Consider the following 11,233-nt stretch of genomic DNA (forward strand, 5'->3'; position numbering starts at 1 on the left):
TCCGCACGCTAGTTGCGGCCCCGTGATCCGTCAACTGTCCAGAGGGATAGGCTTGTCACAAAAAAGAACCGCGCCCGAAGGCGCGGCAGTTTCAACAGGGAGGAAGGTTCGCGCATCGACGACCATGATGCCGAACAAATCCCATACTGGCATGAAGGACTTAACATTGTATTGTTGGTGCGGACGCCGCAACGGGTCGGCGCGCAACAGGGGCAGGGGGCGGCATGGCGGGCGTTGTGGACAACGGGGCGAACACGATCTTCCTGGGCGGCGGCGGTCCCGCCTATGGCAGCCCGCAATCGCTGCTTCTGAAATACGCCAACCGGCACGGCCTGATCGCCGGTGCCACCGGAACCGGCAAGACGGTCACCTTGCAGACCCTGGCGGAAAGCCTGTCGCTGGCCGGGGTGCCGGTCTTCCTGGCCGATGTGAAGGGCGATCTTGCGGGCCTGTCGCAGCCGGGCGGGGCCGAGGGGCCGCTGCACAAGCCGTTCTCCGAGCGGGCAGGGCAGATCGGCCTTTCGCTGGACTACCAGGCCTTCCCGGTCACCTTCTGGGACGTCTGGGGCCAGAAGGGCCATCCGGTCCGCACGACCCCGGCCGAGATGGGGCCGCTGTTGCTGTCGCGGCTGCTGGACCTGACAGATGCGCAGGAAGGGGTGATGAACATCGCCTTCCGGGTCGCGGACGAAGAAGGCCTTGCCCTGCTGGATCTGAAGGATCTGCAGGCGATGCTGGTCTGGGTGGGCCAGAATGCGGCCGATCTGTCGCTGCGCTACGGAAATGTCAGCGCGGCCAGCGTGGGCGCGATCCAGCGGGCGCTGCTGGTGCTGGAAAACCAGGGCGGCGACAGCCTGTTCGGCGAACCGGCGTTGGAACTGTCGGACATCATCCGGCAAGACGCTTCGGGCAGGGGGATGATCAACATCCTGGCGGCCGACAAGCTGATGCAATCGCCCCGGCTCTACGCGACCTTTCTTCTGTGGCTGCTGTCCGAACTGTTCGAGCAACTGCCCGAGGTGGGCGACCCCGACCGCCCGCGCGTCGCCTTCTTCTTCGACGAGGCGCATCTGCTGTTCGACGGCGCGCCAAAGGCATTGGTCGAGAAGGTGGAACAGGTCGCGCGGCTGATCCGGTCCAAGGGGGTCAGCCTCTGGTTCATCAGCCAGAACCCGGCCGACATTCCCGAAGGCGTCCTGGGCCAGCTTGGCAACCGCATCCAGCACGCGCTGCGCGCCTTCACTGCCAAGGACCAGAAGGCGCTGCGGATGGCGGCCGACAACTATCGCGCCAATCCCGATTTCGACACTGCCGAGGCGATCCAGCATGTCGGCACGGGCGAGGCCGTGACCTCGCTTCTGGAAGCCAAGGGCGTGCCGGGCATGGTGCAGCGCACGCTGATCCGCCCGCCCTTCAGCCTCATCGGACCCGCAAGCGATGCCGAGCGCGCGCAGGTGATGAACGCGTCACCCATGGCGCTGAAATATGGCCGCAGCATGGACCGCGAGTCGGCCCATGAACTGCTGTCCCGCCGTGCAGAAGAGGCGGCGAAGGCGAAGGCGACGGCCAGGGCCAAGGACACCGACGACCTGTTCGACATGACGCGCGACGAATACCGCAACGCCCGCCGATACCAGCCGCGGGACGAGGCGCGGCCCGAGCGCGGCCGGTCATCCCGCAGCGACACGATGGTCGAGGCTTTCGGCAAAAGCCTCGCCCGGCAGCTTGGCACGAAATCCGGCCAGGCGATCGTCAGGGGTGTGCTGGGCTCGCTGTTCCGGGGGCGCTGATCGCCAGTCCCACCTGCGCCAGCATCGCGGCGCCGATGCGCGCCCCCGCCCGCACGGGAACGGGGGCGTTCGCGACCGCCGCCCGCATCTCGGCCAGGATGGCGATCATCAGCAGGACATGGCGGTGCATGTCGTAATCGGCAGCCCGTTGCAGCCGAGCATCATTCTGCAAGGCTTCCTCGGCGCGCAGGCGGGGCAGGGCGGCGCCCGGCGCGGGCGTATGGTCAAGCCGCAACAGGCGCCTGAGGTCGCGGTCCCGGCGCCAGCCCGACTGACCTTCGCGCGCGGCGCGGATCAGGATGCGGGGACGGCGCAGCGATTCCGTGGCGGACCGGGGGCGGAAGGCGATCACATTCGGCATGTAGCTCATTTTGAACTGTCCCATTCAAGTTGGTGAGACCAGCTTCACACAACCTTAACGGGTGTTGCCGTTGCGTTTATCGCAGCGTTCGCTGAGGCAACGTATCTTTAGGATTTGTTAGGGAATGTTGCGGCTAGCTGCTGGTGTCAGCCGCTCATTAACCACGTTTAACGCAACCCAAGGTAGTTCAGTTCCGCCCCCCTGCTGCCTAGGATGACAAGGGACAAGACATGACGCTTTTGACCGGTGATTTCGCCATCGATCCTCTTGCTGCGGAGCACCGTTCGCCGACCGGGACCGCCAGCCTGCCCGCCAGCGAGCTTCCCGATGACGCCCGCCTTTACCTTCGCCATGTCGAGGAAGGCCAGTCGATCCGCGCCCTTGCGCGGTCCGAGGGATGTCACGCCTCGACCATCCTGCGCCGCATCCGCCGGTTCGAGGCGCGGCGCGACGACCCCCTTGTCGATGGCGCCCTGACCGAGGCTGCGGAACGGCCGCGCCAGTTGGACGACCGCCAGGTCCTGCGGATCCTGCGGCGGCTTGCCGAACCGGGGGCGGTGCTGGTCACTGCCGACGGGATGGACAAGGCCATCGTCAGCCGCGACGACATCAGGACCGCCGTCCTGGACCGATGGACAGCCGAGGTGATGGCGCTGAAGGGCTGGGTCGTGCCCTCTGCCGCGCCGGGGCGGATGCAGCGTTATGCCATTGCGCCTGCGGGCCGCGACGCGCTGCGGGCGATGCTGCAATCGCCCCGCCAGCGCAAGGCCGTGCCGGGACCGGCCGACTTCACCGAAGCCAGTCCCGTTGCCCCCGACACAGCCCCCGACACTGCGCCCGGCATGGCCGAGGCAGCCGCCGGTTTCGATCACGCCGACCGCCACCGCGTCTGGGAAAAGCGCGTGATTCAGGACCCCGAGGACGGCCGCCGCCGCCGGACCAGGGTGAACATTGCGGAAAGCCCCCTGCTGCTGCTGGCGCGCAGGCGGGACGGCGCGGGCAAGCCCTTTCTTTCCTCCGGCATGGTGGCCGCGGGCGAACGCCTGCGCGAGGATTTCGAACTGGCGCAGATGGGACCGCGCGTGACGCAGAACTGGACAGGCTTCATGACGTCGGGAATCGATGTCAGCCGCAGCGGCGGCGGATATCGTGGAGGGTCCGAATCCGCGCGTGATCGGGTGGCGATGGCGCTGCGCGACCTGGGGCCGGGAATGGGCGACATCGTCCTGCGCGTCTGCTGCTTCCTGGAAGGGATCGAATTGACCGAGCGTCGCCTGGGCTGGTCGGCCCGGTCGGGCAAGATCGTGCTGCGCCTGGCCCTGATGCGGCTGGAACGGCATTATCAGGAAACCTATGGCAGCGGGTCGCGGCTGATCGGCTGAGGGGCAGAATGCAAGAAGGGGCGCCGCCTGGGCGCCCCTGTCCGCAACAACCAACTGGTTAATACGGTTAACAAATCACTGGTTACCCGGATAACAGGGGGACTCGTTAAAAGGGTCACAAGCAAAGTCGTGGATCCCTTGGCAGAACCCTGCTATTCGGCCGCGATCGACTGATCGGCCTTTTCTGCCCGAGCCGCCCGGATGCCTGCGCCATAGGCCGGGCTGATCCGGTCGAAATGAACCAGCACGCGGTCCAGCACATCCTCGTCCGCGCCTTCCATCGCCGCGGCGATGTTCTTGTAAAGCCGCGCCCGTTCCTCGTCGTTCAGGACGCGGTCATGCAGCGCGCGGGGCTGTTCGTAATCGTCGATCAGCTGGCGATGCGGCTGGCGCGCGGCCACGCCCTGCAGGCGCAGCGGGGGTTCGGCAAAGGACGGATCCTCGGTCGCGCCGCCGCGGCTGTTGGGTTCGTAATAGGCATCCGTGCTGCCGGTCACCTGACCGAAGAAGTTCATCTGCCCGTCCTTGTGATAATGATGGACGGGGCATTTCGGTGCGTTTACCGGCAGATGTTCGTAATGTGTGCCAAGGCGATAGCGATGCGCGTCGGCATAGCTGAAGACCCGGGCCTGCAGCATCTTGTCGGGGCTGTAGCCGATGCCGCGCACCTTGTTCGACGGGCTGAAGGCCGCCTGTTCGATCTGCGCGAAATAGTTGTCGGCATTGCGGTTCAGCTCGAACTGGCCGACCTCGATCAGCGGATAATCCCCATGCGGCCAGACCTTGGTCAGGTCGAAAGGATCGTAAGGGGTCTTTTCCGCATCCAGTTCCGGCATGATCTGGACATACATCGTCCAGCGGGGGAACTCGCCCCGCTCGATCTTGCCGAACAGCGCCTCTTGATAGCCCTCACGGGTGTGGCCGATGATCTCGGCGGCCTCGCCGTTGGTGTAGAAGCGGTGGCCCTGCTGGGTCTTGAAGTGGAACTTGACCCAGAAACGCTCGCCGTACTTGTTCCAGAAGGAATAGGTGTGGCTGCCGAAACCGTCCATGAAGGTCGGGTCCTGCGGCAGGCCGCGATCCGACATCAGGATCGTCACCTGGTGCAGCGCTTCAGGAACCTGGCCCCAGAAATCCCACATCGCGGTCGGGCTGCGCAGGTTGGTGCGCGGATGGCGCTTCTGCGTATGGATGAAGTCAGGGAACTTCAGTGGATCGCGGACGAAGAAGACGGGGGTGTTGTTGCCCACCAGATCCCAGTTGCCCTCGTCGGTATAGAACTTCAGCGCGAAGCCCCGCACGTCGCGTTCGTGGTCGGCCGCGCCCATCTCACCCGCAACGGTCGAGAATCGCGCCAGCATCGGCGTGGTCTTGCCCACCTGTCCGAAGATCGAGGCGCAGCTGTATTGCGTGATGTCATGGGTCACGGTGAAGCTGCCGAAGGCGCCCCAGCCCTTGGCGTGGACCACGCGTTCCGGGATTCGCTCGCGGTTCTGATGGGCCAGCTTTTCCAGAAGCTGATAGTCCTGCATCAGCACCGGACCGCGATCGCCCGCAGTCTCGGTATGCTGGTTCGAGGCGATGGGCGCGCCTGCCGTCGTGGTCATGCGCGGGCGGGTGGGATCCTGAGTCATCTGGCAGTCCTTCACTTAGCTTTTGTTGTATCTGACACCGGAACTGGATAAACGGAAATTGGATATTCAGATCGCGGCGATAAGGATTCCTGATGAACATAACCCTTCGCCAGTTGCGCTATTTCCTGGCCTTGGCGCGGGAAGGCCATTTCACCCGCGCCGCCGAGGCCGCGCATGTCACCCAGCCTGCCTTGTCGATGCAGATCCGCGCGCTCGAGATCGAGGTGGGCAGCCCCCTTGTGGAACGGACGCCCCAAGGCGTTGTCCTGACCCCGCAAGGCCGCGCCATGGAAGCCCATGCCCGGCAGGTCATGACCTCGATGGCGGGGCTGGAGCAGGCGATGCGGCAGCCGGGGCAGGGGGGGCGGCTGATGCTGGGGATGATTCCCACAGTCGCGCCTTATCTGCTGCCCGAGGCCTTGCCGATCCTGCGGGCACGCGATCTCAGCCGCGACCTGCACCTGCGAGAGGCGCAGACCGACCGGCTGATCGACGAACTGTCCCAGGGGCGGCTGGACGCGGCAGTCGTCGCCACCCCGCCGGATACCGACGGGCTGGTAGCAGAGCTGCTGTTCAGGGATCATTTCCTGCTGGCCGGAAGCAGGGACCGCATCGCGGGCCTTGGCACGGCCCGGCCCGAACCGCGCGACCTCGATCCCGGCCACCTGCTTTTGCTGGATGAGGGTCATTGCCTGGGGGACCAGGCGCTCGAGGTCTGCGGCCTGGGCCGCCGCACCGCCCGGCTTGACCTGGGCGCGGCCTCGTTGTCGACGCTGTGCAGGCTGGCCGCGCAGGGCATGGGGCTGACCTTCCTGCCGCAGCTTGCCGCAAGGCAGGAATGCGCGGCAGCGCCCGGCTTGTCCGTGGTCGAGTTTCCCGACCCGCAGCCGTGCCGCGACATCCTGCTGTTGCGGCGCGCCACGACCCCGGCCGGCGGCTGGTTCGACGAACTGGCCGAATCGATGCGGACGGCGGGGCGCGCCCTCATGCCCGCCTCGCCGGCTTTTCCCCATCCTCCCGCGGCTTGACAGGTGTCGCGGCATTGCGGCAGGTGCGGCGACAAAGGGGGACGGCGCGGAACCCAAGGTGCCGCAGCCGCCTTGCTAGGCAACGCCATCACATCAGGAAGAAAACTTCATGCAGGACATTCTGGCCCTTATGCAGCAACCCGAGGCCTGGGTCGCGCTTGGCACCCTTGTCGTGATGGAGGTCGTGCTTGGCATCGACAACCTTCTGTTCATCTCGATCCTGTCGAACAAGCTGCCCGAGGATCAGCGCGAACGCGCCCGCAAGATCGGCATCGGCCTGGCGCTGATCATGCGGCTTGGCCTTCTGGCGACGATTGCCTGGATCGTGCAGTTGACCCAGCCCGTATTCGCCGTCTGGGGCAACGAGTTTTCCTGGAAGGACATCATCCTGATCGTCGGCGGCCTGTTCCTGGTCTGGAAGGCCACGAAGGAAATTCACCACCACGTCGATCCCGTCGATCACGAGGACACGATGATCGGCAAGGCCGGCATCACCTTCGGCAGCGCGATCGCGCAGATCCTGATGCTGGACCTGGTCTTCTCGATCGACAGCATCATCACGGCGGTCGGCATGACCCCCCATGTCGAGATCATGGTGGTCGCCGTGGTGACGGCCGTCACCGTGATGCTTCTTGCCGCCAACCCGCTGGCCGAGTTCATCGGCAAGAACCCCACGATCGTGATGCTTGCGCTGTCCTTCCTGCTGCTGATCGGCACCACGCTGATCGCGGAAGGCTTTGGCGTCCATGTCCCGAAGGGCTATATCTATGCCGCCATGGCCTTCTCGGCCATTGTCGAGGGGCTGAACATGTGGGCCCGCAACGCCCGCGTCCGCGAAAAGGCCAGTCCCCGCTAGGGGCTGGCCATCGTCCTTGGGGATCATGTCAGGAAAGGCTGGTACCCGAGGTCGGACTCGAACCGACATGCCTTGCGGCGGCGGATTTTGAATCCGTTTCAGCACGTTTCTAATGTCGCCCCATGAGCGCCAGTAAGCACTAAGGCGCTTGTAAATAAAGCGTTCTTGCTTCTAAGTATCCGCCACCAGCACGCGCGATTTCTCCGCACCGTGCTTACTAATTGCTTACATGGCGGGCGCGATGGCAGAGAACAGAACGAAGCTGACGAGGGCCAGCGTGGCTGCGATCGAGGCGGATGCCGCCAGACAGGTTCTGGTCTGGGATACGGAAATCCGGGGCTTTGGCCTGCGTGTCTCACCTGGGGGCGCCAAGGCCTATGTGATGCAGCGCAGGGTAGGGGCCACGTCCCGGCGCGTGACGATCGGCCGGGCGGACGACATGAGCGCAGAAGCTGCGCGCAAGAAGGCCACAGTGCTGGCGGCAGAGTTTGCCGAAGGCGTTGACCCGGTGGCAGCCAAAAAGGAACGCGCCAGACGCGCCACGACCCTGCGCCAGGCGATGGAAGCCTATATCGCCGCACCGAAGAAGAAGGGTGTGGGCAAGGGCGCAGAGAAGAAGGCACGCACCCAGCGCGATATCCGCGTCGTCATCGAGCGTAAGTTCGGGGATTGGCTGGACCGGCCCGTCACCGACTTCACCGAAAGCATGGTGAAGGAGCGGCACGCCGCGCTAGCCAAGGAAAGCCCCGCCCAAGCCAATCTGGCGTTCCGGTATTTCCGAGCGGCCATCAATCACCTGATCGCCGATGCCGACGAAGGCGAAGCGCCGATCATCAAGACGAACCCAGTCACCCGCCTGAACCGGACGAACCAATGGGCGGACGTGCGGCCGGCCAAGGGCCGCATTCCTGATCGGTCCATTCCCGATTGGGTGGAGGCAGTAAAGACCGGGCTGGACGATCTGGCGCTCGGGTCGGAGATGCGCGACGCGCTGCTGTTCCTGCTGCTGACAGGGGCCCGCGCAGGCGAACTGTTCGGATCGGCCAAGGACGGCTATCCGGCCCTGCGCTGGGCGTCTGTCGACCTGCGGCACGACAAGGTGACGTTTCCCGACACAAAGAACCGGCTGGACCATGAACTGCCCTTGCCGGCGCAGCTGAAGGCCCTGCTGCAGGATCGCAAGAAGCGCGCCGGTCCCGAGTTCGTCTTCAGTGATGCCAAAGGCCGGATGCCAGCCGATCTACGGCCCGCGTTCCGGCGCCTGGAGGCGCGTACGGGCATCAGCATTACCGCCCACGACCTACGCCGGACCTTTGCCAGCGTGGCCAGCAAGCTGGATATTTCGACCTACAAGGTCAAACGCCTGACGAACCACATCAGCGGCAATGACGTAACGGCCGATTATGTCGAAGTAGAGTTCGACGATCTGCGCGACGCGATGCAAAAGATCGAGAACCATATGCTGCGAGCCGCAGCGCAGAATGCCGGAGCCCTATCCGAAAGCACCTGATAGGGCGGCGCTAAACTGACATACAAAAACTCGGATATATCCAATCTTCTGCATGTCTTAGCACTGCTTTATGGCCTAATAGAATGACATACAACAGCACATTCAATGACTTATGGTTAAATACTATAGACAAGACAGCTTACAACGGGTATATATGACGCAGTGGGGGACAAGAAATTGTCTTTCGCCCTGAATGATGAACAGGCTTACAGGATGAACAGGATTTAACTGCTCGAAAGAGCGGCATGGGCCGAAATACCCCATCAAAAGGAAACGTTACGGCGCCCTGCGCCATCCAAGATGGAGAAAGAAAATGCCCAAAGCCTGTTCACCAAAGCTGGATGCTGTTGCGACCAATCCAGTATCTCTGATCGAAGAGAGCATTGCCGTTCCGCGATTGCTTGCGACGGACGCAGCAGCGACAATTCTTGGCGTGTCGCCTAAATGGCTGGAACGCGACCGATGGGTTGAGCGCCGTATTCCATTCGTCAAAGTAGGGCGGATGGTGCGTTATCGCGCAAGCGATATTGCCGCCTATATCAATGCGAACATCCAAGGCGCCGCCTAACGAAAACCGCCACTCCGGGCCAGGAGCGGCGGCGCATTCGTTCGGCGGGTCTGCTGATAATATGGCGCTACTCGCTCTTGCCTGCAAGTCTTGAGGCAAGGATGACTTACGAAAACGCAAAGCCAAGCCGGCAGGCGCGGAAGGCGCAAGCCCGCCACCTAGCGAAAGGCTTCATCGCCAATATGAAAGCACGCCAAAATGATGGCGAATGGTCGAACATAAATTCGCCCAAAGCGATTAAGATTGTCGAGCGGGGCATGATAAAGCTGATCCTCAATAGTGGCCGACCTTTTGCCATGCAGATATCGCACGGTGAAGCGGCGGCATTCTTTGGGGGCGAAGTGGACCTTACGGGCCAATATGCAATGGCCTTCGCCGTCGACAGCAATGGGCACCCCTACAACACATTTCCTGTCTGCTGTCTCCCTCGCGCGGATTACATTGGACCATCGCCTACGGCAGGTGAACTCGCGGCAGAAGCTGAACGGGCTGCCTATCTAAAACTGTTCGATGAGCAGCTTGGGCTGCATCCCCACGTCCCGCGGCATGTGGCTGATGCCGATGCTGACAGGCGGCGCCCATGAAAGGCGCGGAACAACAGGGGCGCTTGCCTGCCGCTCTGGAGGCGGTTCAGAAAGGATGGCACGTCTTTCCGGCGCTGGTCGGTCAGAAAAAGAGCCACAAGAAGGCAGAATATAGCGGCGGGCGGCTTTGGGGTGCGACCAAAGACCCCGAAGAGGTCGTTGCCGATTGGGCGCGGTGGCCGGACGCCAATATCGGGCTGCCAACCGGGACAATCAACGGGTTCTTCGTCGTCGATCTCGATACGGCAGACGGGCATGGCGTAGATGGCATGGGCAGCTTCGCCATGATGGCCGATGCGTTCGGACTACCGGAGACCGTGACGGCGGAAACTCCGTCAGGTGGCCGGCATCTTTATTTCAGATGCCCTAGGGACGAACGGATATTCAACAGCCAAGGCGCTGTGCTGCCAGGCGTGGACGTGCGCGGCGATGGTGGCTTCGTTGTTGCCCCGCCCAGCATCAAGCCGGGCGCCCTGCGGCCATACCGCTGGATCAACTCGCCGTCTGACTTTCCGATCGCCGATTGCCCCGACTGGCTGCTGCAGGCGTGCCGCCAGGCGTCAGCAAAGGCATTGCGCCCGACAAGCACCGTTACGGCCGCGCCTGCCTTTGGCTCGCAGCCCGGCGCGTCAGGGAAGACAGGCCTAGACTATGAGGTCCAGATTAGAGGAATGGCTGAAGACGGCTTGAAGCATGGCAACGTACGAGACGTCGCGGCTACCATGGCCGCACAAGGATGCACGCCGCAGTTTGTGGAAGGCTTTATCCGCGCCCATTGTCCGGTCTGGGACGAGAACGTCGAGAAGAGCATCCAGAGCGCCTTCGAAAAGTTCGCCCAGGAACAGGCGGAACAGCACTTCGCGGGCGATCCTGTCGACCTATGGGGCCGCTTCGACCCGCCGGCACTGCCCAAGGGCCAGCTGCCAGGCTTGATCGAAGACTTCGCGCTGATCCAGGGCGAACAGATGGGGGCCGACCCGGCGGGGCTTGCCGTGGCCGCGCTGGTGACATGCGCAGCCGCTATTCCCGACCGGATCAAGGCAAAGGTGAAGCAGCATGATGACGGATGGTTCGAGGCGCCGCGCCTATGGGCCGCGCTTGTCGGCAGTCCTTCGGCCAAGAAGTCTCCGATCCTGAACGCCGCGGTGGAGCCCCTGCGCCAGATAGACACGCGGCAGTTTGGGGAATGGCGCAACGCCATGAAACTCTGGGACGCTCTGTCCAAGGAAGAACAGCGCAAGACGCCAAAGCCCCGCCCGGTGCGGCTGCGGATCGAAGACGCCACGGTCGAGGCCACGCAGGCCGCGCTTGAGAATTCGCCCGACGGCGCGCTGATGCTGCAGGACGAGTTGTCCGGCTTCTTCGGCGCAATGGATAAATACAGCGGCGGCAAGGGCGCTGCGGCCGATCGGGCGTTCTGGCTGCGATCGTTTAACGGCGGACGCCCTTCTGTTTGTCAAGCGGCAATGCGAGTGCGGTTGATGTCCTGCTGTCGGCGCATGATGATACCGAAGACCTCG

At 63.6% G+C, this 11,233-nt stretch carries 10 protein-coding genes and 1 tRNA gene; 8 read left to right on the top strand and 3 right to left on the bottom strand.

Annotated elements, in window-relative coordinates:
* Positions 1 to 224 precede the first annotated feature (224 nt).
* A complete protein-coding gene (locus IE224_RS10755; RefSeq protein WP_191310232.1) occupies positions 225 to 1,790 on the top strand; it encodes a helicase HerA-like domain-containing protein in 1,566 nt (521 codons plus the stop codon).
* Here the strand turns inward: IE224_RS10755 and IE224_RS10760 are convergent.
* The gene (locus tag IE224_RS10760) at positions 1,753 to 2,160 is read right to left on the bottom strand and encodes a DUF6477 family protein (RefSeq protein WP_191310234.1); all 408 of its coding nucleotides are present in this window, start codon (positions 2,158 to 2,160) and stop codon (positions 1,753 to 1,755) included. The genes IE224_RS10755 and IE224_RS10760 overlap by 38 nt on opposite strands.
* A 221-nt stretch (positions 2,161 to 2,381) precedes the next feature.
* On the opposite strand from IE224_RS10760, the gene IE224_RS10765 reads away from it, so the two are divergent.
* Positions 2,382 to 3,533, top strand: coding sequence for a DUF6456 domain-containing protein (locus IE224_RS10765; protein ID WP_191310236.1), 1,152 nt, complete (start codon positions 2,382 to 2,384; stop codon positions 3,531 to 3,533).
* Between the two features lie 152 nt (positions 3,534 to 3,685).
* On the opposite strand, the gene IE224_RS10770 is transcribed toward IE224_RS10765, so the two are convergent.
* A complete protein-coding gene (locus tag IE224_RS10770) occupies positions 3,686 to 5,167 on the bottom strand; it encodes a catalase (protein ID WP_191310238.1) in 1,482 nt (493 codons plus the stop codon).
* A 92-nt stretch (positions 5,168 to 5,259) separates the two neighbouring features.
* On the opposite strand from IE224_RS10770, the gene IE224_RS10775 reads away from it, so the two are divergent.
* Positions 5,260 to 6,195, top strand: a complete 936-nt coding sequence (locus IE224_RS10775) for a hydrogen peroxide-inducible genes activator (RefSeq protein WP_191310240.1) — start codon at positions 5,260 to 5,262, stop codon at positions 6,193 to 6,195.
* A 109-nt stretch (positions 6,196 to 6,304) separates the two neighbouring features.
* The gene (locus IE224_RS10780; protein ID WP_191310242.1) at positions 6,305 to 7,051 is read left to right on the top strand and encodes a TerC family protein; all 747 of its coding nucleotides are present in this window, start codon (positions 6,305 to 6,307) and stop codon (positions 7,049 to 7,051) included.
* A gap of 39 nt (positions 7,052 to 7,090) precedes the next feature.
* Here the strand turns inward: IE224_RS10780 and IE224_RS10785 are convergent.
* A tRNA-OTHER gene (locus IE224_RS10785) sits at positions 7,091 to 7,197 on the bottom strand.
* A 95-nt stretch (positions 7,198 to 7,292) separates the two neighbouring features.
* Here IE224_RS10785 and IE224_RS10790 point away from each other — a divergent pair.
* The 4 genes from IE224_RS10790 to IE224_RS10805 all read left to right on the top strand — a co-directional run.
* Positions 7,293 to 8,561, top strand: coding sequence for a tyrosine-type recombinase/integrase (locus IE224_RS10790; protein ID WP_191310244.1), 1,269 nt, complete (start codon positions 7,293 to 7,295; stop codon positions 8,559 to 8,561).
* A gap of 313 nt (positions 8,562 to 8,874) precedes the next feature.
* Positions 8,875 to 9,129, top strand: coding sequence for a helix-turn-helix domain-containing protein (locus tag IE224_RS10795; RefSeq protein WP_191310246.1), 255 nt, complete (start codon positions 8,875 to 8,877; stop codon positions 9,127 to 9,129).
* Between the two features lie 101 nt (positions 9,130 to 9,230).
* Positions 9,231 to 9,713: a hypothetical protein gene (locus IE224_RS10800; RefSeq protein WP_191310248.1), complete on the top strand. Its 483-nt coding sequence runs from the start codon at positions 9,231 to 9,233 to the stop codon at positions 9,711 to 9,713.
* Positions 9,710 to 11,233: bifunctional DNA primase/polymerase (locus IE224_RS10805; RefSeq protein WP_191310250.1), on the top strand; the 1,524-nt coding region annotated here is incomplete at its 3' end. The genes IE224_RS10800 and IE224_RS10805, both read left to right, overlap by 4 nt.

Origin of the sequence: Paracoccus aerius (assembly GCF_014656455.1) — a bacterium.
GTDB lineage: Bacteria > Pseudomonadota > Alphaproteobacteria > Rhodobacterales > Rhodobacteraceae > Paracoccus > Paracoccus aerius.

Excerpts from the sequence above, each read along its gene's own strand:
- IE224_RS10755 (WP_191310232.1), top strand. The coding sequence starts at position 225 with ATGGCGGGCGTTGTGGACAACGGGGCGAACACGATCTTCCTGGGCGGC.
- IE224_RS10760 (WP_191310234.1), bottom strand. The coding sequence starts at position 2,160 with ATGAGCTACATGCCGAATGTGATCGCCTTCCGCCCCCGGTCCGCCACG.
- IE224_RS10765 (WP_191310236.1), top strand. The coding sequence starts at position 2,382 with ATGACGCTTTTGACCGGTGATTTCGCCATCGATCCTCTTGCTGCGGAG.
- IE224_RS10770 (WP_191310238.1), bottom strand. The coding sequence starts at position 5,167 with ATGACTCAGGATCCCACCCGCCCGCGCATGACCACGACGGCAGGCGCG.
- IE224_RS10775 (WP_191310240.1), top strand. The coding sequence starts at position 5,260 with ATGAACATAACCCTTCGCCAGTTGCGCTATTTCCTGGCCTTGGCGCGG.
- IE224_RS10780 (WP_191310242.1), top strand. The coding sequence starts at position 6,305 with ATGCAGGACATTCTGGCCCTTATGCAGCAACCCGAGGCCTGGGTCGCG.
- IE224_RS10790 (WP_191310244.1), top strand. The coding sequence starts at position 7,293 with ATGGCAGAGAACAGAACGAAGCTGACGAGGGCCAGCGTGGCTGCGATC.
- IE224_RS10795 (WP_191310246.1), top strand. The coding sequence starts at position 8,875 with ATGCCCAAAGCCTGTTCACCAAAGCTGGATGCTGTTGCGACCAATCCA.
- IE224_RS10800 (WP_191310248.1), top strand. The coding sequence starts at position 9,231 with ATGACTTACGAAAACGCAAAGCCAAGCCGGCAGGCGCGGAAGGCGCAA.